Source organism: Pseudomonas sp. LBUM1645 (genome assembly GCF_059716185.1).
The window spans coordinates 2,187,084-2,208,920 of record NZ_CP166811.1 but is presented as its reverse complement, the minus strand read 5'-3'; the positions used below and the strand labels follow the sequence as shown (position 1 = coordinate 2,208,920).

Annotated in this window: 19 protein-coding genes; 14 read left to right on the top strand and 5 right to left on the bottom strand. The window is 60.9% G+C overall.

Going from position 1 to position 21,837, the window contains the following annotated elements:
• Positions 1-156 precede the first annotated feature (156 nt).
• The 9 genes from ACA079_RS09760 (at position 157) to ACA079_RS09720 (ending at position 10,495) form a co-directional block, all read left to right on the top strand.
• The gene (locus tag ACA079_RS09760) at positions 157-1,176 is read left to right on the top strand and encodes an ABC transporter ATP-binding protein (protein WP_497703314.1); all 1,020 of its coding nucleotides are present in this window, start codon (positions 157-159) and stop codon (positions 1,174-1,176) included.
• Positions 1,173-2,042: an ABC transporter permease gene (locus ACA079_RS09755; protein WP_497703313.1), complete on the top strand. Its 870-nt coding sequence runs from the start codon at positions 1,173-1,175 to the stop codon at positions 2,040-2,042. The genes ACA079_RS09760 and ACA079_RS09755 overlap by 4 nt, the downstream gene beginning before the upstream one ends.
• A 6-nt stretch (positions 2,043-2,048) precedes the next feature.
• Positions 2,049-2,843, top strand: coding sequence for an ABC transporter permease (locus ACA079_RS09750; RefSeq protein ID WP_056740278.1), 795 nt, complete (start codon positions 2,049-2,051; stop codon positions 2,841-2,843).
• A gap of 7 nt (positions 2,844-2,850) precedes the next feature.
• The gene (locus ACA079_RS09745) at positions 2,851-3,141 is read left to right on the top strand and encodes a (2Fe-2S)-binding protein (protein WP_008148449.1); all 291 of its coding nucleotides are present in this window, start codon (positions 2,851-2,853) and stop codon (positions 3,139-3,141) included.
• A gap of 829 nt (positions 3,142-3,970) precedes the next feature.
• Complete coding sequence (locus ACA079_RS09740) at positions 3,971-5,326, top strand: FAD/NAD(P)-dependent oxidoreductase (RefSeq protein WP_497703312.1); 1,356 nt, start codon at positions 3,971-3,973, stop codon at positions 5,324-5,326.
• On the top strand, positions 5,323-6,438 hold the full coding sequence (locus ACA079_RS09735) for an NAD(P)/FAD-dependent oxidoreductase (RefSeq protein ID WP_497703311.1): 1,116 nt from the start codon (positions 5,323-5,325) through the stop codon (positions 6,436-6,438). The genes ACA079_RS09740 and ACA079_RS09735 overlap by 4 nt, the downstream gene beginning before the upstream one ends.
• 18 nt (positions 6,439-6,456) lie before the next feature.
• Entirely contained in the window at positions 6,457-7,503 is a 1,047-nt protein-coding gene (locus tag ACA079_RS09730; protein ID WP_497703310.1) for an ABC transporter substrate-binding protein, read from the top strand.
• Positions 7,504-7,749: 246 nt separating this feature from the next.
• Positions 7,750-8,877, top strand: a complete 1,128-nt coding sequence (zapE, locus tag ACA079_RS09725; protein ID WP_497703309.1) for a cell division protein ZapE — start codon at positions 7,750-7,752, stop codon at positions 8,875-8,877.
• A 196-nt stretch (positions 8,878-9,073) separates the two neighbouring features.
• A complete protein-coding gene (locus tag ACA079_RS09720) occupies positions 9,074-10,495 on the top strand; it encodes a leucine-rich repeat-containing protein kinase family protein (protein WP_497703308.1) in 1,422 nt (473 codons plus the stop codon).
• 21 nt (positions 10,496-10,516) lie between these two features.
• On the opposite strand, the gene ACA079_RS09715 is transcribed toward ACA079_RS09720, so the two are convergent.
• Positions 10,517-11,224 carry a YebC/PmpR family DNA-binding transcriptional regulator gene (locus ACA079_RS09715; protein WP_149629352.1) on the bottom strand — a complete coding sequence of 236 codons (708 nt, stop codon included), beginning with the start codon at positions 11,222-11,224 and terminating at the stop codon, positions 10,517-10,519.
• Between the two features lie 232 nt (positions 11,225-11,456).
• Here ACA079_RS09715 and ACA079_RS09710 point away from each other — a divergent pair, with 232 nt between their 5' ends.
• Complete coding sequence (locus ACA079_RS09710; RefSeq protein WP_497703307.1) at positions 11,457-12,881, top strand: type VI secretion system Vgr family protein; 1,425 nt, start codon at positions 11,457-11,459, stop codon at positions 12,879-12,881.
• 3 nt (positions 12,882-12,884) lie between these two features.
• On the opposite strand, the gene ACA079_RS09705 is transcribed toward ACA079_RS09710, so the two are convergent.
• Positions 12,885-14,276, bottom strand: a complete 1,392-nt coding sequence (locus tag ACA079_RS09705; protein ID WP_497703306.1) for an FAD-dependent oxidoreductase — start codon at positions 14,274-14,276, stop codon at positions 12,885-12,887.
• A 10-nt stretch (positions 14,277-14,286) separates the two neighbouring features.
• Positions 14,287-15,612 carry an MFS transporter gene (locus tag ACA079_RS09700; protein WP_497703305.1) on the bottom strand — a complete coding sequence of 442 codons (1,326 nt, stop codon included), beginning with the start codon at positions 15,610-15,612 and terminating at the stop codon, positions 14,287-14,289.
• Positions 15,613-15,880: 268 nt separating this feature from the next.
• Here ACA079_RS09700 and ACA079_RS09695 point away from each other — a divergent pair, with 268 nt between their 5' ends.
• Positions 15,881-16,753, top strand: coding sequence for a LysR family transcriptional regulator (locus ACA079_RS09695; protein ID WP_497703304.1), 873 nt, complete (start codon positions 15,881-15,883; stop codon positions 16,751-16,753).
• Between the two features lie 103 nt (positions 16,754-16,856).
• Here the strand turns inward: ACA079_RS09695 and ACA079_RS09690 are convergent, their stop codons facing one another.
• A complete protein-coding gene (locus tag ACA079_RS09690) occupies positions 16,857-17,720 on the bottom strand; it encodes a LysR substrate-binding domain-containing protein (protein WP_497703303.1) in 864 nt (287 codons plus the stop codon).
• 109 nt (positions 17,721-17,829) lie between these two features.
• On the opposite strand from ACA079_RS09690, the gene ACA079_RS09685 reads away from it, so the two are divergent.
• Both ACA079_RS09685 and phnX read left to right on the top strand, forming a co-directional pair.
• Entirely contained in the window at positions 17,830-18,939 is a 1,110-nt protein-coding gene (locus tag ACA079_RS09685; RefSeq protein ID WP_497703302.1) for a 2-aminoethylphosphonate--pyruvate transaminase, read from the top strand.
• A 194-nt stretch (positions 18,940-19,133) separates the two neighbouring features.
• Positions 19,134-19,961: a phosphonoacetaldehyde hydrolase gene (phnX, locus tag ACA079_RS09680; protein WP_497703301.1), complete on the top strand. Its 828-nt coding sequence runs from the start codon at positions 19,134-19,136 to the stop codon at positions 19,959-19,961.
• A gap of 137 nt (positions 19,962-20,098) precedes the next feature.
• On the opposite strand, the gene ACA079_RS09675 is transcribed toward phnX, so the two are convergent.
• Complete coding sequence (locus tag ACA079_RS09675) at positions 20,099-20,767, bottom strand: hypothetical protein (protein WP_497703300.1); 669 nt, start codon at positions 20,765-20,767, stop codon at positions 20,099-20,101.
• Positions 20,768-21,148: 381 nt separating this feature from the next.
• Between ACA079_RS09675 and ACA079_RS09670 the strand changes: the two genes are divergently transcribed.
• Positions 21,149-21,697, top strand: coding sequence for a cytochrome b (locus ACA079_RS09670; RefSeq protein WP_497703299.1), 549 nt, complete (start codon positions 21,149-21,151; stop codon positions 21,695-21,697).
• Positions 21,698-21,837 lie beyond the last annotated feature (140 nt).

The window sequence follows — 21,837 nt, the reverse complement described above, 5'->3', positions numbered from 1 at the left end:
TTCGTCCTACTCTGCGTCCAGACAGGGGCGATTCGAACAACAGCGGCAGCCGACTGAAGTCGAGCGCCAACGCACCCAGCAAGACCTTTTCGTATCTGCCCATACAAAAAAGCGCGCCTTCGGGCGACGCATAACAATCTCAGGTGGAGCGCAGTTATGGCTTTTGTGCAACTTGAAGGACTCGGCAAACGTTACGGCGAGATCGACGCCGTCGTTGCCACCAACCTCTCGGTCGAGAAAGGCGAGTTCGTCTCGCTGCTCGGCCCCTCCGGATGCGGCAAAACCACCACCCTGCAAATGATCGCCGGCTTCGTTGAAGTCAGCAGCGGACGCATTGTGCTGGACGGTCGCGACATCACCCACGCCAAACCCGCCAGCCGTGGTCTGGGCGTGGTGTTCCAGAGTTACGCGCTGTTCCCGCACATGACCGTGAAAGACAACGTCGCCTTCGGCCTGCGCATGCGCAAAGTGCCCGGTGCCGAGTTGCAGCAGCGGGTGGATCGGGTACTGAAACTGGTGCGCCTCAACCAGCACGCCGAGCGTTACCCACGGGAACTCTCCGGCGGCCAGCGTCAACGCGTTGCCCTCGCTCGGGCCCTGGTGATCGAACCACCAGTGCTGTTGCTTGATGAGCCGCTGTCCAACCTCGACGCCAACCTGCGCGAAGAGATGCAATTCGAGATCCGCCGCATCCAGCGCGAAGTCGGGATCACCACGCTGATGGTCACCCATGACCAGTCCGAAGCGCTGTCCATCAGTGACCGCGTGGTGGTGATGCAGGCCGGACGCATCACCCAGATCGACGCGCCCTACACCCTCTACGAACACCCGCGCACCGAGTTCATTTCCGGGTTCGTCGGCAAGGCCAATCTGCTGCCCGGCGAAAGGGACAGTGCCGGCGTCGTCCAGGTGAGCAGTGGCGGCGATATGACCCTCAGCTTGCGTCCGGAAAAAATTGATCTTCGGGACAAAGGGCAGGGCCGTCTGCAGGGCAACATCGTCAGCCGCTTCTTTCTCGGCAGCCAATGGCTGTACAGCGTGTCGACGACCCTGGGCGAACTCAGTGTGGTGCGCCGCAACGACGGTTCGGCACCGCTGACCGAAGGCACGGCAGTCGGCCTCGATTGGGACGCGACGTTGCTGCGGGTGCTGAGTGTCGACGAGGTGCCGGCATGAGTACGCTTGTCGCCATTCGCCAGGGACGCCAGGGTTATTGGCTGTCGGCACCGGCCCTGGCCTTGTACCTCAGCCTGCTGGTGATCCCGCTGCTGCTGACCTTGGTGTTGTCATTCAATGTCTTCGACTACAGCTCGGGGATCAACGGCGACGCCTTCACCCTCGATCACTACAGCAGCCTGCTGGGCGATCCGTACTTCTACGAAATCTTTCTGCGCACGATGTGGATCAGCGCCCTGACCACCCTGCTCTGCGTGGTGATCGGCGTGCCCGAGGCCTACATCCTCAGCCGCATGGGCACGCCGTGGCGCTCGATTTTCCTGATTCTGATCCTCACTCCGCTGCTGATTTCGGTGGTGGTGCGCGCCTTCGGCTGGAGCCTGTTGCTCGGTGCCGACGGCCTGGTCAACCAGACCCTGCAAGCCTTCGGCGGCTCGCCGATGAAGCTGCTGTACACGCCGTTTGCGGTGGTGATTGCGCTGGTCCACGTGATGCTGCCGTTCATGATCATTCCGGTCTGGACCTCGCTGCAAAAACTCGACCCGGCCGCCGAGCAGGCCGCGATGTCCCTCGGTGCCAGCCACTTCACGGTGATGCGCCAAGTGGTATTGCCGCAGATCATGCCCGGTGTGCTCTCCGGCACCTTGATCGTGTTCGGTCTGGCCGCCAGTTCGTTTGCCATCCCCGGCCTGCTCGGCGGACGCCGGATAAAAATGGTCGCCACGCTGATCTACGACCAATACCTGTCGGAACTCAACTGGCCGATGGGCGCGGCCATCGCCGTGGCCCTGCTGTTGCTCAACCTGCTGATCATGCTGTCGTGGAACCGGATGATCGAAGGCCGCTACAAGAAGTCATTGGGATAACTCGTCATGTCCAAGAACGGTCCTTTCGCGCTGCTGTTCCATACCCTGGTGGTGCTGTTCATGCTGGCGCCGCTGGTGGTGGTCTGCCTTGTGGCCTTCACCCCGGAAAACACCCTGAGCCTGCCGACCACAGAGTTTTCCCTGCGCTGGTTCCGCGCGGTGTTCGAGCGCGCTGACTTTGTCGATGCGTTCTACAACAGCCTGATTCTCGCGTTCTGCGCGGCCAGTCTGGCGACGTTGATTGCGGTGCCGGCGGCGCTGGCGATCACGCGCTTCGAGTTCCCCGGACGCGACTTTTTCAACGGTCTGTTCCTGTCGCCGATCATCATTCCGCACTTGGTACTGGGTGTGGCGTTGCTGCGTTTGTTTGCCCTGATGGGCGTGAATGGCAGCTTCGCCTGGCTGATCTTCGCTCATGTGCTGGTGATCACACCGTACGTGTTGCGACTGGTGCTGGCGTCGGCCATCGGCCTGGATCGCAGCGCTGAACACGCCGCGCAATCACTTGGTGCCGGGCGCTTCACGCTGTTCAGGGAAATCACCTTGCCGATGATTCTGCCGGGGGTCGCCGGTGGCTGGCTGCTGGCGTTCATCAACAGTTTTGATGAGGTCACGCTGTCGATTTTCGTCACCTCGCCGGCCACGCAAACCTTGCCGGTGCGGATGTACGTGTACGCCACCGAATCCATCGATCCGATGATGGCGGCGGTGTCGGCACTGGTGATTGCGCTGACCGCGCTGACGATGATTTTGCTCGACCGGGTCTACGGCCTCGATCGGGTTCTGGTGGGCAAACAATGAGGGCGCCATGGCTCTGCTGAAACGACTGGCCGAAGGCGACCGCCCGGCCCTGGACTTTACCCTCGACGGCACACCTGCCACCGGCCTGCTCGGCGACACCTTGCTGACGGCGGTGCTGACCTGCAGCGAACACTTGCGCGGCAGCGACTTCAGCGCCGAACCCCGCGCCGGGTTTTGCATGATGGGTGCCTGTCAGGACTGCTGGGTACGACTGGGCGATGGTCGGCGCGTGCGTGCCTGCTCGACGTTGCTCGAAGCCGGCCAGCAGATCAGCCGCGAACCGGGACGGTCCCTATGAACACCTTTCCTACCAGCAGAAACCGTATCCCCTGTGGGAGCGAGCTTGCTCGCGATAGCGGTCTGTCGGCCAACACATCTGTTGACTGTGCCGCCGTCATCGCGAGCAAGCTCGCTCCCACAGGGGTTCAGCGGCGGTCACGAAACCCGGGCGCAACCCTCATCAACTGTGGGAGCGAGCTTGCTCGCGATAGCGGTCTGTCGGCCACCACATCTGTTGAATGTGCCGCCGTCATCGCGAGCAAGCTCGCTCCCACAGGGGTTCAGCGGCGTTCACGAAACCCGGGGGCAACCCCCATCAACTGTGGGAGCGAGCTTGCTCGCGATAGCGGTCTGTCGGCCACCACATCTGTTGACTGTGCCGCCGTCATCGCGAGCAAGCTCGCTCCCATAAGGGTTCAGCGGCGGTCACGAAACCCGGGCGCAACCCTCATCAACTGTGGGAGCGAGCTTGCTCGCGATAGCGGTCTGTCGGCCACCACATCTGTTGACTGTGCCGCCGTCATCGCGAGCCAGCTCGCTCCCACAAGGGTTCAGCGGCGGTCACGAAACCCGGTCGCAACCCTCATCAACTGTGGGAGTGAGCTTGCTCGCGATAGCGGTCTGTCGGCTACCACATCTGTTGACTGTGCCGCCGTCATCGCCAGCAAGCTCGCTCCCACAGGGGGTCAGAGGCGTTCACGAAACCCGGGCACAACCCTCATCAACTGTGGGAGCGAGCTTGCTCGCGATAGCGGTCTGTCGGCTACCACAACTGTTGACTGTGTCGTCGTCATCGCGAGCAAGCTCGCTCCCACAGGGGTTCAGCGGCGTTCACACATGAGGTGGGTATGAATCCTGTAGTCATCATCGGTGCGGGGCCCGCCGGGATTCGTGCAGCGCAAACATTGGTCGCCCATGGCGTTCGCCCGGTCCTGCTGGACGAAGCCGCACGCGGTGGCGGGCAGATTTATCGTCGCCAACCGGCAAACTTCAAGCGCTCGCCGGTCAAGTTATATGGCTTCGAAGCCGGCAAGGCCAACGCGTTGCATCAGACGATTGATGATCTGCGCGAGCAGCTCGATTACCGTCCCGAGACTTTGGTATGGAACGCCGAGGACGGTGCGCTCGACACCTTGCATGAGGGTCGCGCCGCGCGGTTGGCGTTCTCCCGCGTGATCGTCGCCACGGGCGCCACCGACCGGATTCTGCCGGTACCGGGCTGGACACTTCCGGGGGTTTACAGCCTCGGCGCAGCGCAGATCGCCCTCAAGTTTCAGGGCTGCGCCATCGGTGAGCGGGTGGTGTTCGCTGGCAGCGGGCCGTTGCTGTACCTGGTGGCGTATCAATACGCCAAGGCCGGCGCCAAGGTGGTCGCAGTGCTCGACAGCTCGCCGTTCAGCGCTCAGGCCCGCGCCCTGCCCGGCCTGCTCTCGCAGCCCGCCACCCTGGCCAAAGGCATCTATTACCGCAGCTGGTTGACCGCCCACGGCATCCCGGTGCATCAGGGGGCCAGCCTCAAACGCATCAATGGCGAGCAACGTGTGCAATCGCTGAACTGGTCCAACTCAAAGGGTGAACAGCAACTCGATTGCGACGCGGTCGCCTTCGCCCATGGCCTGCGCAGTGAAACCCAACTCGCCGATCTGCTCGGCTGTGAATTCACCTGGAACCCGCTCAACCGCGCCTGGCTGCCGCAACGTGACAGCGCCGGTCGCAGCAGTGTCGCCGAGGTTTACCTGGCCGGTGACGGCGCCGGCATCATGGGCGCCGACGCGGCGGAAATGGCCGGCGAACGCGCGGCTCTGGCGTTGCTCGAAGACATCGGTTACCTGATCCCGCCGCAACGTGGGGCGCAATTGGAGCAGGCGCTGGGACGGATCGATACCTTCCGACAAGGTCTGGAGCGGGCCTTCATTTTTCCCGAGAATTGGGCCGCCGATGCCCCAAATGACGTGATGATTTGCCGCTGCGAAGAAGTGCGCGCCGGCGACATCCGTCAGGTCGTGCGCGAGGGCCATTGGGAGATCAACCGGGTCAAGGCGCATTGCCGGGTCGGCATGGGCCGCTGTCAGGGCCGGATGTGTGGCGCCGCCGCTGCGGAAATCATTGCCTGCGAAAGTCAGCGTTGCGTGTCCGACATCGGCAGGCTTCGGGCTCAGGCCCCCATTAAACCCCTGCCGTTTGGTCTGGAGGTCGAGTCATGATCGAAGTCGATGCCGTCATCATCGGCGGCGGTATTGTCGGTGCCTCCGCCGCGTTGTTTCTGAGCAAGGCCGGGCGTCGCGTGGCGCTGCTGGAGCGGGATTTCTGTGGCTCGCATTCCAGCGGCGTGAACTACGGCGGCGTGCGGCGTCAGGGGCGACCGTTGTCGCAACTGCCACTGTCGCAGCGGGCCCACGAGATCTGGGGGCAACTGCCGCAGCTGATTGGCATCGACGGTGAGTATCAGCGCAGCGGCCACCTGAAACTGGCCCGCAGCCTCAACGACCTGCACGCCTTGCAAGACTATGCCGCCAGCAGTCGTGGCTTTGGCCTCGATTTGCAGGTACTCGAACGCAGTGAATTACGCGCACGTTTTCCGTGGGTCGGCGAGGTGGCAGTCGGTGCCTCGTTTTGCCCCGATGACGGTCATGCCAACCCGCGACTCGTCTCCCCGGCGTTTGCCCGGGCGGCGCGGCGACATGGCGCACAAGTCCATGAACAATGCCCGGTGACGGCGGTGGAACACGACGGGCATCGCTTTCGCGTCAGCACGCAAACCGGTCTGGAGCTGCAGGCGCCCTGGCTGCTGAATTGCGCCGGAGCCTGGGCCGGCAGCCTGGCAGAACAGTTCGGTGAGGGCGTGCCGATGCACGCCGGGCACCCGGCGATGCTGGTCACCGAGCCGTTGCCGCTGGTGATGAATGCCAGCACTGGGGTCGAGGGCGGCGGAATCTATGCCCGCCAGGTCGCGCGCGGCAATTGCGTGTTGGGTGGCGGTCAGGGTTTTGCCCTCGACGGCGCCCGCGCCCGGCCCGGTCAGCACGCGGTGATCGAGATCCTGCGTCAGGCGGTCGAGCTCTACCCATTTCTTGAAGGCGCCCAGGCGATTCGCACCTGGAGCGGCACCGAAGGTTACCTGCCCGATCGCCAACCGGTGATCGGCCACAGCGGCACTCAACACGGTCTGTTGCACGCGTTCGGCTTTGCCGGCGCAGGTTTTCAGATCGGTCCCGCGGTGGGCCAGGCGCTCACCGAAATCATCTGCAGCGGCGCCTCAAAGACGCCACTGGATGCGTTTTCCATCACCCGGTTTCACTCCATCTCCGTTGCTTGATAGAGGAAGGTCGCGCCAATGAATAACGTCAAACGCACTGCACTGCTCGGTTTCTCATGCTTGAGCGCCCTGCTCACGGTCACCCAGGCCCAGGCCGAACCGACGCTTTACCTGGGCATGAACGGCGGAACCATGGAGCGGCTCTACGCCGACAAGGTGCTGCCGGTTTTTGAGAAGGCCAATAACGTCAAAGTGGTGATCGTGCCGGGCACCTCCGCCGATATTCTGGCCAAGGTCCAGGCCAGCAAAGGCAACCCGCAGATGCATGTGATGTTCCTCGACGACGGCATCATGTACCGCGCCATCGCCATGGGGCTGTGCGACAAACTAGAAGACAGCGCACCGCTGGCGCAGATTCCGGCCAAGGGCCGCATCAAGGATCAAGCGGTGGCGGTCAGCCTCGGCGTGACCGGGCTGGCGTACAACACGCGTCTGTTCAAGGAGAAAGGCTGGACCGCACCGACCTCGTGGATGGACATGGCCGACCCGCGCTTCAAGGACAAACTGGTGTTCCAGTCGATGGCCTCCTCGACCTTCGGCCTGCACGGCTTCCTGATGTTCAACCGGATTCAGGGCGGCAGCGAAACCGACGTCGAGCCAGGCTTCAAGGCGTGGCCGAACACCGTCGGGCGTAACGTGCTGGAATACATCCCGAGTTCGGCGAAAATTTCCGAAATGCTTCAGACCGACGAAGCCGCGCTGTTCCCGCTCACACCGACCCAAGTCACCGCCCTGAAACTCAAGGGCATGCCGGTGGAATATGCGCAACCGAAGGAAGGCGCCGTGGTGCTCAACGTGGCCGAATGTGCCATCGCCAACAACACTCAGCCGGAACTGGCGCAGAAGCTCGCCGCTTTCTTGCTGACACCTGAAGCGCAGGCCGCCGCGCTTGAAGATGGCGATCAGATCCCGTCCAACCCCAATACCCCAACCACCGACAAAACTCGCGGTCAGGTCGAGGCGATGAAGCAGTACCTGACCACCGCCATTGCGATCGATTGGGATCAGGTCAACGAACAGCGCCCGACGTGGAATGCGCGGTGGAATCGCAGTATCGAGCGGTAGGAGCTGCCGCAGGCTGCGATCTTTTGATCCCGGGTGCGGTTGTAGTTGATTAAGTTGCTGAAGATCAAAGTCAAAAGATCGCAGGCTTCGCCAGCTCCTACAGGTGTATGCGCACCGTGTAGGAGCTGCCGCAGACTGCGATCTTTACGACGACCACACCGTCCGGAGTGGTCGGGCTATTCCCCATCTGGTTACACTATGCCGCCGCTCGGGGAGCCGGCATGAAGATTACGGGGTGAAATCACAGTGGCCGTTCGACCGCCCAACCGTTCGCGATTCACACCACACTGGCCTGCGCTACGCCGCTTGTTCGGCAAGTCATCGGCTGCATCCGCCGGTCACACCGCGACAGGTCGAGTCATCCACGACTACTTCCACCGCAAGGCCCACGCCCAGGGTTACACCCTCAGTCATAGCCAACTGCGCGTCATCGACTGCATGGCGCAAAACGCCGCAGCGCGGGCGGGCACCTCGGCAAAAACGCTTCCCGGCCTATACCTGCACGGCGCCGTGGGTCGCGGCAAGAGCTGGCTGCTCGACGGTTTTTTCCAGGCCCTTCCCATCGCGGAAAAACAGCGCCTGCATTTTCATGAGTTTTTTGCGCAACTGCACCAAGGAATGTTCACTCATCGCGATCAGCCCGATGCGCTGGAAACCACCCTCGACGAACAGCTGCGCGATTGCCAGGTGCTGTGTTTCGACGAGTTTCACGTCCATGACATCGGCGACGCGATGCTCATCACCCGGTTGTTCAAGGCATTGTTCCGCCGAGGCATCCTGCTGCTGGTCACTTCCAATTACCCACCGGAAGGACTGCTGCCCAACCCGCTGTACCACGCGCGCTTCAAACCGGTGATCGACCTGATCAACGCACGCATGCAGGTCATGGAAGTCGGCGGCCCCCACGACTACCGCAGTCAGGTCAGAACCCATGCCCAGCAGCTGTTTACCCAGGGACAGTACGTCTGGCCGGCCACGCTGGCGCAGCGTCAGTCGTTGAACCTGCCCGAACGCGACGCGCCGGCCATTCAACTGCCCGTCGGGACACGCAACCTTCAGGCCCGACACTGCGAAGGGCGAACCATCGGATTCACCTTCGCCGATTTGTGCGACCACCCCACAGCGGTCATGGATTACCTGGAGCTGTGCCGACGTTTCGATCACTGGTTCATCGATGAACTGCCCAACCTCGCCGATTGTTCCATCGCTGCCCAGCAGCGCTTCATCAATCTGGTCGACGTCCTGTACGACCAGGACAAGCACCTGACTCTGCTCGGGCAGCAGTCTTTGCGCGAAAGCCTGGGCGGTGATGCCATCGATCTGGCGCGCACGCGTAGCCGGTTGGGGCAGTTGGTCGAAGTCAGGGATCCGTAGGTTTTGTGGTGCAGCTCAGGCCGCTATCGCGAGCAAGCTCGCTCCCACAGTTGACCGAGTTGTCTGGACGGACGCGATCTAATGTGGGAGCGAGCTTGCTCGCGATAGCGGTGTGACAGACACCACACCTTTGCCGGTATCATGTCGCCCGTTTCCAGGCCTCCGCGCCCTCCTCCCGATCAAAGTGAATCTGTTCATGGATACCCTTGCCCAACTGCGCGCCGGCCAACTGTCGGGCGTTACCCGCCTGGACCTCACCGGCGGCCTGACGGAGTTTCCGCGAGAAATCTTCGACCTGGCGGACTCGCTGGAAGTCCTCAATCTCAGCGGCAATGCTTTGAGCAGCCTGCCGGACGACTTGCACCGCCTGACCCGTTTGCGTGTGTTGTTCTGCTCGGACAATCTGTTCACCGAACTGCCCGACTGCCTGGGCCAATGCGCCGCACTGACGATGGTCGGCTTCAAGGCCAACCGCATCGAGCGCGTGCCAGGCGCGGCCCTGCCACCGTTGCTGCGCTGGCTGATCCTGACCGATAACTGCATCACTGAGCTGCCCGCCGAGCTGGGTGAACGCCCGCACCTGCAAAAACTCATGCTCGCTGGCAACCGCTTGCAACGTTTGCCGGAGAGCTTGCGTCATTGCCATCGACTCGAGCTGATCCGCGTCGCCGCCAATCAGTTGAGCGAGTTGCCCGAGTGGCTGCTGACCCTGCCGAGCCTGACCTGGCTGGCGTACGCCGGTAACCCGCTGGAGACCGAAGCCGATGCGGCCGCCCTCGAAGCCACGCCCCACATTCCCTGGTCCGAACTGCATCTGAAGCAGCAACTGGGCGAAGGCGCGTCAGGGGTGATTCATCGAGCTGTTTGGGATCGACCGGGCCAACCGATCACTCAGGTCGCCGTCAAACTCTACAAAGGCGAAATGACCAGCGATGGTTCGCCGTTGCACGAAATGAACGCCTGCATCACCGCCGGTATTCACCCCAACCTGATCCGGGTTGAAGGGCGCGTCGTTGGGCATCCAGAAGCCCAGGCCGGGCTGGTGATGCAATTGATCGATCCGAGCTATCGCAATCTGTCCGGGCTGCCGAGCCTGGCGTCATGTACCCGCGACGTTTACAACAAAGACACCCGTTTCAGCGCTGGCGTGGCATTGCGCATCGCCTGTGGCATCGCCTCGGCAGCCGAGCATTTGCACCGGCATGGCATCACCCACGGCGACCTCTATGGCCACAACATTTTGTGGAATGAGCACGGTGATTGCCTGCTGGGGGATTTTGGTGCCGCGTCTTTCCATGCCATCTCGGAAAGCCTTGAAAGCCGTGCGCTGCAACGGATCGAAGTTCGGGCGTTTGGTGTTTTGCTGGGGGAATTGTTGGAGCGAATCGACTCGGGGTTGAGCGATGAAGGTCGTGTGCAGCTGGAGCAATTGCAGCAGCGCTGCTGTCAGCCGCAGGTGCTGACGCGACCGGGGTTCAGCGAAATTGTGCGATTACTTGATTCCAGTGACCGCTTCGCGGTCAATCGCGAGCAAGCTCGCTCCCACAGGGGGTCTGTGTTAGCAACACATCACGTGTACGACACAAAACCAATGTGGGAGCGAGCTTGCTCGCGATGACGGTGTCACTGGCGAAAAATATTAACCCGCCAACCCGACAAACATGTCCTGCACGTCATCGTGGTTATCGAGGCCTTCGAGGAAGGCTTCGACTTCAGCCATCTGCTCATCGCTCAGACCGCTGACCGGGTTTTTCGGCTGATAACCCAGCTTGGCCGACAACACGGTGAACCCTTGCTCCGGCAGGGCTTTCTGCACGGCGTCCAGGTCCGCAGGCTCGGTCAGGAACAGGGTCGTGCCCTCTTCTTCGCCCGGCTCGAAATCCTGGGCGCCGGCTTCGATGGCGGCCATTTCCGGATCGGCGTCAGGGCTGTCCGGGGACGCCTCGATCATGCCGACATGGTTGAAGTCCCACGCCACCGAACCGGAGGCGCCCAGTTGGCCCTTGCGGAACGCGACGCGGATTTCAGCGACGGTGCGGTTGATGTTGTCGGTCACGCATTCGACGATCAACGGAACCTGGTGCGGAGCGAAACCCTCGTAAGTCACGCGATGGTACTGAACGGTCTCACCCAGCAAGCCCGCGCCTTTTTTGATGGCGCGATCCAGGGTTTCCTTGGGCATCGAGGCTTTCTTGGCCTGCTCGACCACCAGACGCAGGTGTGCGTTGGTAGTGACATCGGCACCGTTACGGGCAGCGATGGTGATTTCTTTTACCAGTTTGCCGAAGATCTTGCCCTTGGCGTTAGATGCCGCTTCTTTGTGTTTAACCTTCCACTGTGCGCCCATTACTCACTCTCTTGATCTGTGGCGCCGAGACATCTATTGGCCGACGCATGGCGCAAGTTTATACGCCCTAAAGTTGGCAATCGACCAAAAAATCCACCCTGTTCACCCGCATGACCAATCGACATCTTCACCTGAGGTTGTAGGGCGATTCTGAAACTTCGATTTGCGGTGACCATAAAGGGCTGTGGTTACGTACCCTCTGCGCCCGTATTCCATGGCAGAAGCGCGTTCGATGCACAACGACAAGGAAAGTCCCTTCACCCTGACACTTCTCGACGGCGATTTGAGTTTGCAGGTGTTGCAGTTCAGTGGCCGAGAAGCCCTCAACCAGCCCTATCGATTCGACATCGAAGTGATCGGCCTCGCACCGGCCATGAACCTCGACCAATTGCTGCAACAACCGGTGTTCCTCAGCCTGATGGAGGGCCAGGGTATTCACGGCATCCTTCACAGTGCCAGTCGAGAGCATCGCGGCCCCCACCGGATCGGCTACAAACTGGTGCTGGTGCCCTACCTTCAATGGCTCGACCGGCAGCGTTCACGCCGCGTCTTTCATCACCTCAGCGTACCGATGATCCTGCGCCAACTGCTGGAGGAACATGCTGTGCCCGAGGGGAGCTATCGCTTCGAATTATCCAACGGACACTATCCCGTCCGGCCTTTTTGCATTCAGTACGAGGAGAGCGATCTGGCATTGCTGCAACGGCTGTGCGAAGAAGAAGGCATTCACTATCACTTCGAACATCAGCGCGACGAGCATGTGCTGGTCCTGGCCGATGACAGCCTGAGTTTCCCCCAGGAACCCGTCCTGACGCCTTTCCAGGGCAAGGCGCCCGAAGACAGTGACGTGCCGGTGATCAGTGAGTTGTTCCAGCGCCATGACTCGCCGCCCTTTCCCTCACGACTGGAGGCCAGGAACCGTGGCTCGCAAAAACCCGACGAGGGCGCGGCCAACCACGCTTTCAGCAAACCATTGCCGATGATGGTCCGCCCCGCTCCCGAGCACATCCATCACGATCAGTTGAGCCGACGACAACTGGAACGTCTGCGTTGCCAGCACCTGCAGATCCACGGTCAAAGCACCCAGAGCGCACTGCACAGCGCACGGATAGTGCAAGTGTCAGAACATCCACTGCCGAATTTCAACGATCAATGGCTGCTCACCGAAACCCGACATCAGGGGCAACAACCTTCGATTCTTGCCACCGACAAACCCGATACGGTCCGCCATTATCGCAATCAGTTCACCGCCATTCCCTGGTCAACGGTCTTCAGGCCGGCGCTCAAACAGACCAGGCCGAGCATCCCGGGTTATCAGCCCGCCCGGGTGCTGGGCCCTGCCGGGCAGCCGGCGGCGCTGGATGATCGAGGTCGAATACAGGTCAGGCTGTGGCCAACAGCAGAATCGGATCCGCTTGAATCTGTCGGTCTCTGGCTACCGGTGGCCCTTGCAGCGCCGAACGGTCGGATTGACCCGTCCAGCCTGCCAACGGCCGGCAGCGACGTCCTGATCAGTTTTCTCGACAGTGACCCCGACCGGCCGGTGCTGTGCGTCGGCATGGGTCATCACCCGCGCACCCGGTCTGTTCCCGCGCCACGCCGCAATAGCCACTTGCTGCTCGATTGGTTGGTCAATCGCTCTGACCTCACGCCCTGACACTCAGCCCTTGTCGGCCTTACCTGCCGCCGCCGCGAACTTCGCCAGACGCACATCCAGATGCCGTGGCCGGCGCCCGTGATCCTCGGCGCGCTCCTTGCGGCGGATGGCGTTGCGCACCATCAGGGAGCCGAGGTAACGAATCGGTTCCGGCGGAAACAAGCCCAACGGGCCGTTGACCAGCGGCGAACGGGTCCAGGCGTTGTCCAGTCCCTGGACCATCGAGGCGAGAATCTGCCCGCCCATATGACACGGGCCAACCCCGCTGCCGGAGTATCCGAAACCGTAAAACACGTTGCCGCTGGCACTCATCTGACCGAAGAACGGCAAACCGGTGACGGAGCGATCGGACGGACCGTTCCAGGTCGCCTCGACCTTGACCTCGGCAAACGCCGGAAAGAACTCGCTCAGACTGTGCTGCAATAAACCGGCATAGGGCGATGGCTGATCGAACACCGGCAACATTCGCCCGCCGTAAGCAAAGGTGTTGCCGCCCTTGCCGAGCATGATTCGGCCGTCCGGGGTGTTGTGGTAGTAGTGGACGAAAATCCGCGAATCGAGCACGGTGACGCCGCTGGTCAACCCGATTTCGTTGAGCAGATCGGGTCGCGGTTCGGTGATCAGCATGTCGCTGGAAACGATCGCCACGCTGCGCTCGAACTGTGGAAACGCCCGGGCCATCCAGGCGTTCATCGCCAGCACCACGCGATCCGCGCGAATGGTGCCGTTGGGGGTTTGAATCCCCGCAGGCTTGCCCTCCTGCAACCCGGTCATGGCGGTGCGTTCGTGAATCCTCACGCCGAGTTGCAAGGCGACCCGGCGCAAGCCGCGCACCAGTTTGCCCGGTTGCACGCTGGCCGCCGCCGGGGAAAACCAGCCTTCCAGATGTTTGCTGGAACCGGCCATGCGCTGTACATCTGCGACCGGTCGCTGCGTGAAGGAGTTGATGCCATTGCGCTCCAGCGCCGCGATCACGGCGTCGGTCGAGCCGCATTGGGCACGGTTGGTGGCGGTGTACAGCGTACCGTCGAGTCGGTAATCGGCGTCCACCGCGTACTGCTCGCAGAAGGCGCCGATGGCATGGATGCTACGCTCCGATTCCTTGACCAGTCGCACGGCTTCTTCGACGCCGAACAGCCGTTCAAGGGTGAAGTACTTGGCGGACCACGACAGTGCACAACCACCGTTGCGACCACTGGCGCCGGCGCCGCAGATATCAGCCTCGATCAGCAACACGTCGAGCTCAGGGTTCTGTTCCTTGAGCATGATCGCGGTCCATAGTCCGGTGTAGCCACCGCCGACGATGCAGACGTCGGCGCGGGTATCTCCCGCCAGGGGTTCGCACGGCGCGCAGGACTCGGCCGCCAGCGCCTGTTCCAGCCAGAAAGGTCTCATGGGTCAATCCTTAAGTACGCAGAGGTTTTACGGTGATCGGTTGGTTAGGCACGAAAGCGCTTTCGGCACGCAGGCCAGCCGGGCGGCTGTTCCAGTGCGGGATCAGCACCAGGGCTGAAAACATCGCGCAGCCGGCGAAGACGATGAACACGGTGACCGAGTCGAAGTAGCCCGGCAGCAAGCCGCCGAGAATCGCCCCGACCGAGCCGCAACCGTTGACGAAACCGGCCGCTGTGGCACCCGCCTTGGCGGTGCCGAAATCGATCGCGGCCGCGCCGCTGATCATCGAGTCCGGTCCGTACAGGGTCAGGCCCATGACGAACAGCAGCGCCACCACCAGCATCACGCTGCCGGTATGCAGGGCACCCATGAACAAGGCCAGGGTCACGGTCAACGCCAACAGGCTGAGCACACACGCCGGCATGCGTCGGGCGCCGAACAGTTTGTCCGAAGCGAGCCCCAGCAGAATCGGCCCGAGTAACCCGGCCAGTTCAAACGCGGTGGGAATGATTGCCGCGCCGACCTTGCCCACCGAGGGCATCTGCTCGAAGACGATCACCGGTCCCCAGAGCAGAATCGCGTAGCGCGCCGGTTTCAGCAGAAAGTACGCCAGGCCCAGAACCAGCACGGTGCGGTTGCGCAGAATTTCTTTTAACGGTTCCAGCATGCTGATCTTGCTTTGCGCGTCGGCCTCTTGCGCCGTCAGTTGCGGCTCCGGTTCCACCGCCGGCAAGCCAACGTCTTCGGGTTTGTTACGCTGAAAAATAAAAAACAGCACGGCGACCAGCCCAACCACCGCCGCACTGGAAAAGAACGCCGCATGCCAGGTGCCGATCAGCGTATACGCCCACCAGCCAGCAAACGGCGACGCCACCAACCCACCAAAGGCGTAGCAGGAACTCCACAACCCCAGCACCCGCCCGCGCTGCTCGGCGGGAAAGAAACTGCCGAGGTTCTTGCACAGCCCGGACCAGCCGGTGGACTGGGCAAACCCTTGAATCAACATGCAGGTAGCGAAGACTGGCAACGTCGCGAAACTGCCCATCACCAAGGCTGCCGCTGCTGAAATCAACAACCCGCCAAACACTACGACCCTTGGGCCAAAGCGGTCGGCCAGGATGCCCCAGGTGAATTGCCCGATGGCGTAAGCCGTGAGGTAGATGGCGTCGAGGTTGGCCATGGCCATTTTGTCGAGCATGAAGGTGGGGTCTTCGGCGATCCCCAGTTTTGCCACGGAAAAAGCTTTGCGGGTGAAGTAGAAAGCGGCGTAAGCGAGCCAGGTGATCGCGAAGATCTGCACGCGCCAACGCTTGATAGTGCCGATGTGCTTGTTCATTGTGGTTCTGACCTCAGGGTGTGAGTGTGCCGGCAGAAATTGAGAAATAACGCCTGTTTTTTTATTGTTGAGCACTTCGATATCGCAGCTTCCCTGAGGCGATATCGGTCAGATGAGTCCTGCTGTTGCACGCACAGGCTCATGGCCGCCGATGCTGTTTGACTGACCAGTCACCGGGGCTGAGGTCGATAAAAACAATTACTGATTAATAAGTGAAATCGATTTATCGTATTTCCAATATAAGCTCAGCTTGTTACTGGAGGTTTCGATGTCGGTTTCCCACGCCCAGCTCAAAGCCTTCCACGCCGTGGCCGTCCATGGAAGCTTCACCAAAGCCGCCGAGCGGCTATTCCTCACGCAACCGGCGATTTCCGACCAAGTGCGCAAGCTCGAAGAGCGTTTCGGTGTGCTGCTGTTCCACCGCAACAAACGCTCGGTACGCCTGACGGATCTGGGCGAGCGGTTGCTGAGCATTACCCAGCGATTGTTCGTTATCGAGGCCGAGGCGCAGGAGCTCTTGCATGATTCCAGGGCCTTGCAGACCGGCACCCTGATTCTCGCGGTGGATGCGCCAGTGCACGTGTTGCCGCAGATTGCTCGCTTTTGTGAGCGCTACCCCGGCATCAGCGTGAAGATCGAAACCGGCAACACCGACGAATCGCTGTTTCGGCTGTTCAACTATCAGGCCGACCTGGCGTTGCTGGGTCGGGAGGTGAGTGACGAACGTCTGATCTCGTTGCCGCTGCGCAACGACCCGATGGTGGCGTTCGTTTCGCGCAATCATCCGTGGGCCGACCGCGAGTCGATTTGCCTCGCGGATCTGGATGACACGCCTTTGGTGCTACGGGAAATCGGTTCGGTGACGCGGCAAACCCTGGAAGAAGAAATGGCTCAGGCAGGCTTTCGCATTCGCCCGGCGATTCAGGTTGAAGGTCGGGAAGCGGCGCGTGAGGCGGTGGTCGTGGGGATTGGCGTTGGTGTTGTGTCAGCCGCCGAGTTCGGGGCAGATTCGAGGGTGTGTGCGTTGCCGATTACCGACTGCAAACGAAGATTGACCGAGACGTTGGTGTGCTTGCGCGAGCAGAGTTCGCGGCGGGTGGTGGCGACGTTTCTCGAGATGGTTCGCGAAAGCTTGGCATAAGCAGGCCCGGCCCCATCGCGAGCAAGCTCGCTCCCACAGGGATTTTGTGAACGCTGGAGATCCAGTGTGGGAGCGAGCTTGCTCGCGATGCAGACGCTGCGGTTTATCTAACTGGCGCCAACTCGAAAAACGCCTGTATCAAGCGCAAATCCCGCCGCCGCTCCATGCAGCCAATCATGTGCCGATTGACCAACCCTTCACCAAGTATCGGCACCGCCACCACCCGCGGGTCATGACTGACCTCCACCGACGACACCACGCCAACCCCCAACTCTGCGGCGACGGCTTCGGTCACCGCCTCGCGACTGTCCAGCTCCAGCAACACCCGTGGACTGACCAACGCCGCCGCGCACGCCTCGTCGAAGGTGCGCCGGGTGATTGAACTTGGCTCGCGCAACACCATGATCACCTGATCCAGCGCCTTGAGCGGCACCCCCTTGGACATCTGCGCCCACGGATGACCGTCGGGCACCAGTGCACAAATTCGTGATTCGCTCAGGTCTTGCAAATGCAGCCCCTTGCGCGGTTCGACTTCGGTCAGCACCGCCACGTCGGCATGCTCGGACAACAACGCCGCCAGGGTTTCCTGAGCATTGCCCAGCCGCAGGTTCACGGTAATGCCGGGATACCGCGCGCGCAAACTCGCCAGCATCGGCATCACCATATGCGGCCCGTCCGCCGCCACTTCCAAACGCCCGGTCAGCAACTGCCGGTTGGCCTCGAGCATCACCTGCGCCTCTTCAGCCAGACCGAACATCGCCCGGGTGATCGCGGCCAGTTTGGTGCCCTCCTCCGTCAGCTCCACTCGTCGCGCGGTGCGACGCAACAGGGTGATCTGGTAGTGCTCCTCCAGCGCCTTGATGTGCCCGGTGACCGCCGGTTGGCTGATGAACAGTCGCGCAGCGGCCCGGGTGAAGCTGCCCTCGCGGGCCACCGCATCGAATGCGCGGAGCTGGAACAGGTTCATGAATAACTCTCACTGATGGCTGGCATAACAACAAACAATTTGATTGATAGCACGGCAAATTGCAATTTAAGCCCCGTAGCTTCATCCCATCGATTGCGAGGACACGAGAATGAGTACTGCCGAACCCATCCTGCTCACCCCCGGCCCACTGACCACATCGGCCCGCACCCGTCAGGCGATGATGGTCGACTGGGGTTCATGGGATGACCGTTTCAACCAACTGACCGCCAGCCTGTGCGAACAGCTGCTGGCGATCATCAACGGCGGCGACAGCCACCACTGCGTGCCTCTGCAAGGCAGCGGCACCTTCGCGGTCGAAGCGGCGATCGGCACGCTGGTACCTCGCGATGGCAAAGTTTTAGTGCTGATCAACGGCGCCTACGGCAAACGCCTGGCGAAAATCTGCGAAGTGCTCGGCCGCTCCTTCAGCACATTTGAAACTGCCGAAGATGAACCGACCACCGCCGCCGACGTCGACCGTCTCCTGCGCGCCGACGCCAGCATCACCCACGTCGCGCTGATTCACTGTGAAACCAGCACCGGGATCCTCAACCCGCTGCCGGAAATCGCCCACGTCATCGCGCAACACGGCAAACGCCTGATCATCGACGCCATGAGCTCTTTCGGCGCGCTGCCGATTGACGCGCAACAGGTGCCGTTCGACGCGCTGGTCGCCGCCTCGGGCAAGTGCCTGGAAGGCGTGCCGGGAATGGGTTTCGTCTTCGCTCGCAAAGAAGCGCTGGCCAATGCCGCCGGCAACTCGCACTCGCTGGCGATGGACCTTTTCGATCAGCACACCTACATGGCCAAGACCGGCCAATGGCGCTTCACCCCGCCGACCCACGTGGTCGCGGCGCTGCACGAAGCCCTGCTGCAATACAACGAAGAAGGTGGCTTGCCCGCCCGGCATCAGCGCTATGCCAACAACTGCCAGGTGCTGCTCGATGACATGGCCAAACTGGGGCTACGCAGTTTCCTGCCCGCCGCGATTCAGGCGCCGATCATCGTCACCTTTCATGCGCCGAAAGATCCGCGCTACCAGTTCAAGGAATTCTACGAACGCGTCAAGGCCAAGGGTTTCATCCTCTACCCCGGCAAATTGACCCAGGTCGAAACCTTCCGCGTCGGCTGCATCGGCCACGTCAACCAGGACGAAATGCACGCGGCGGTAGCGGCGGTCGCCGAAGTGCTGCGCGAGATGGAAGTGCTGGATATCTGATTCACGAAAACTTGTAGCAGCTGCCGAGCTCGCGAGGCTGCGTTCGGCTGCGAAGCAGTCGTAAAAGCCATCCACTTCGGTGTTTCAGCTGGACCGTGTTGTCAGGGTTTACGACTGCTTCGCAGCCGAACGCAGCCTCGCAGGCTCGGCAGCTGCTACAGGGATCACCATTCCCCAAATACAGGATTTGAGACATGAACTACGCAAACCCAACCAAGCTGCAAGCCGCCATCCTCGACTGGGCCGGCACCGTGGTCGACTTCGGCTCTTTCGCGCCAACTCAGATTTTTGTCGAAGCCTTCGCCGAGTTCGACGTCCAGGTGTCCATCGAAGAAGCCCGCGGCCCGATGGGCATGGGCAAGTGGGACCACATCCGCACCCTGTGCGATCAGCCGGAAGTCGCCGAGCGTTATCGCGCGGTGTTCGGCCGTACGCCGACCGACGATGACGTCACCGCCATCTATAAACGCTTCATGCCCCTGCAAATCGAGAAAATCGCCGAGCACTCGGCGCTGATTCCGGGCGCGCTGGACACCATCGCCAAGCTGCGTCAGCAAGGGATCAAGATCGGTTCCTGCTCCGGCTACCCGAAACAGGTCATGGACAAAGTTGTCGAATTGGCCGCCACCAACGGTTACGTCGCCGACCACGTGGTCGCCACCGACGAAGTGCCCAACGGACGCCCATGGCCGGCCCAGGCGCTGGCCAACGTGATCGCCCTCGGGATCGATGATGTCGCGGCCTGCGTGAAGATCGACGACACGGTGCCGGGCATTCTTGAAGGTCGTCGTGCCGGCATGTGGACCGTGGCGCTGATCTGCTCAGGTAACGCGCTGGGCCTGGACTACGAAGGTTACCGCGCCCTCGGCAGCGACCAACTGGCCAGCGAACGCAAGCGCATCCACGCCCTGTTCGAAGGCTCGCGGCCGCACTACATGATCGACACCATCACCGATTTGCCGGAAGTGATCGCCGATATCAATAAGCGCCTGGCCAAGGGCGAGATGCCGCAGACCGCATAAAATCGAGGCTATAAAAAACGCCGTAATCCTGGAAGGGTACGGCGTTTTTTTATAATCGAACTGTTATTAACGAGGATCTAATTTACGACTAAACATCCGATACAAAACAATCAGAGCGCCTTTCAACTGTCCGAATCTCACACCTCATTTATTTGTTTACCGTCGGCATCAAAGATTGAGCCGTCTGCATACTTCACACTGCCATCTGGATACTGTTCGGTGCCATCCTTCCAGACCAGGCGACCATCCGGATATTCAATCGTTTCATCCGGCCATACGATGCGGCCGTCCGGGTACTCTACCCTTCCGTCCGCGTGCTGGATAATGCCGTCCGGGCGTTTCACCGAGTTTTTATCGGCGTTGATCAGACTGCCATCGGGCAGGGAAGTCGTCCCGTCACCGTTTCGAATGCTGCCGAGGGTGTTCAGCAGGTTAATGAGGGCAATCGGATCAATGTTGATGTTGAGGGTTGGCCACTGCAACGGCGGCCGGACAGGCCCCACTGGCTTGGTAGGAGTGATTGGCGGTTTCCCAGGGGGCAAGACAGGTTTGACCGGAGGTTTAACGGGTGCTGTTGGTTTGACTGGTGGCTTGACGGGCACCGTCGGTTTTACCGGTGGCTTGACGGGCATAGTCGGTTTTACCGGTGGCTTGACGGGCATAGTCGGTTTTACCGGTGGCTTGACAGGAGGCTTGGTCACGGGTGGTCTGGTCGTTGGTTTGGGTTTGGGGATCGGCGCTTTAGCCATCATCTTTTTTACAACACCGGCATAGATCTTGTTATTACTTGTCATTTTAAAACTCATAAAAACTCCTTTAGCTGCTCGACAAATATTATGATTTTCGAGCCCTATTAGTTTGTCTCCCTGACAAACCTTACAACCAAACAATAACCAACTTTTTGACCAGCGCAAAGTCCGCCTAAATACAAAACATAAACAACAAGCAGTTACACCCCTATCAAACACCCCCTCATGACCGCTAGTTCATCTACAACTTACTTACAACCGCAGCATGGGTAAATCTAGATTAACCCGGCAAACACTGATGCAATGTCCGCACATCACTGACGACATCTGATAAAAAAAACCGATTCAACTGAGGCAGAAAGAAAGTAAGCGGATTACAGTTAAAGCACACCGTCGAACAAGAACGGTGGTCTGGACCTGACCTGTGAGGAACACCGTATGCCCTGGAAGAATTCCGATTCACGCTACAGCACCGTATCGATCGCGCTGCATTGGTTGATGTTGGTCCTGCTGGCGCTGGTTTACGCCTGCATCGAATTTCGCGGAATCTTTCCAAAAGGCAGTGGCGGCCGGGCGCTGATCACCGAATCGCACTTTATGCTGGGCTTGACGGTGTTTGTATTGGTCTGGCTGCGGCTGTTTGCTCGCAGCCTGGGCCCCGCACCGCAAATCTTCCCGGCCTCGCCTCATTGGCAGACCGTATTGGCCAAACTGATGCACTGGGCGCTGTACATTTTCATGATCGCCATGCCGATTCTGGGCTGGCTGGTCACCAGCGCAAAAGGTCACCAAGTGATGTTCTACGGCTTCGACCTGCCGCTGCTGGTCGCGGAGGACAAGGCGTTGGCCAAGCAGATCGAGGGTTGGCATCAACTCGGCGGCACCATTGGATACTGGCTGATCGGCCTGCACGCCTTGGCGGGGATTTATCACCACTATGTCGTGGGTGATAACACCTTGCTGCGGATGATGCCCAAGCGCGGGTGAACGAAAAGCAAATCCCGAGGCGAATGACAACTTGTGGCGAGGGAGCTTGCTCCCGCTCGACTGCGAAGCAGGCGCAAAACCATTGAACGTGGTGTGCCAGACGGAATGCGAACGCAGGGATTGGGGCCGCTTCGCAGCCC

Coding starts and splice junctions, on each gene's coding strand:
- ACA079_RS09670 (WP_497703299.1), top strand. CDS start 21,149: ATGCCCTGGAAGAATTCCGATTCACGCTACAGCACCGTATCGATCGCG.
- ACA079_RS09695 (WP_497703304.1), top strand. CDS start 15,881: ATGTCGGTTTCCCACGCCCAGCTCAAAGCCTTCCACGCCGTGGCCGTC.
- ACA079_RS09720 (WP_497703308.1), top strand. CDS start 9,074: ATGGATACCCTTGCCCAACTGCGCGCCGGCCAACTGTCGGGCGTTACC.
- ACA079_RS09730 (WP_497703310.1), top strand. CDS start 6,457: ATGAATAACGTCAAACGCACTGCACTGCTCGGTTTCTCATGCTTGAGC.
- ACA079_RS09755 (WP_497703313.1), top strand. CDS start 1,173: ATGAGTACGCTTGTCGCCATTCGCCAGGGACGCCAGGGTTATTGGCTG.
- phnX (WP_497703301.1), top strand. CDS start 19,134: ATGAACTACGCAAACCCAACCAAGCTGCAAGCCGCCATCCTCGACTGG.
- ACA079_RS09745 (WP_008148449.1), top strand. CDS start 2,851: ATGGCTCTGCTGAAACGACTGGCCGAAGGCGACCGCCCGGCCCTGGAC.
- ACA079_RS09675 (WP_497703300.1), bottom strand. CDS start 20,767: ATGAGTTTTAAAATGACAAGTAATAACAAGATCTATGCCGGTGTTGTA.
- ACA079_RS09715 (WP_149629352.1), bottom strand. CDS start 11,224: ATGGGCGCACAGTGGAAGGTTAAACACAAAGAAGCGGCATCTAACGCC.
- ACA079_RS09690 (WP_497703303.1), bottom strand. CDS start 17,720: ATGAACCTGTTCCAGCTCCGCGCATTCGATGCGGTGGCCCGCGAGGGC.
- ACA079_RS09710 (WP_497703307.1), top strand. CDS start 11,457: ATGCACAACGACAAGGAAAGTCCCTTCACCCTGACACTTCTCGACGGC.
- ACA079_RS09685 (WP_497703302.1), top strand. CDS start 17,830: ATGAGTACTGCCGAACCCATCCTGCTCACCCCCGGCCCACTGACCACA.
- ACA079_RS09705 (WP_497703306.1), bottom strand. CDS start 14,276: ATGAGACCTTTCTGGCTGGAACAGGCGCTGGCGGCCGAGTCCTGCGCG.
- ACA079_RS09740 (WP_497703312.1), top strand. CDS start 3,971: ATGAATCCTGTAGTCATCATCGGTGCGGGGCCCGCCGGGATTCGTGCA.
- ACA079_RS09700 (WP_497703305.1), bottom strand. CDS start 15,612: ATGAACAAGCACATCGGCACTATCAAGCGTTGGCGCGTGCAGATCTTC.
- ACA079_RS09750 (WP_056740278.1), top strand. CDS start 2,049: ATGTCCAAGAACGGTCCTTTCGCGCTGCTGTTCCATACCCTGGTGGTG.
- ACA079_RS09735 (WP_497703311.1), top strand. CDS start 5,323: ATGATCGAAGTCGATGCCGTCATCATCGGCGGCGGTATTGTCGGTGCC.
- ACA079_RS09760 (WP_497703314.1), top strand. CDS start 157: ATGGCTTTTGTGCAACTTGAAGGACTCGGCAAACGTTACGGCGAGATC.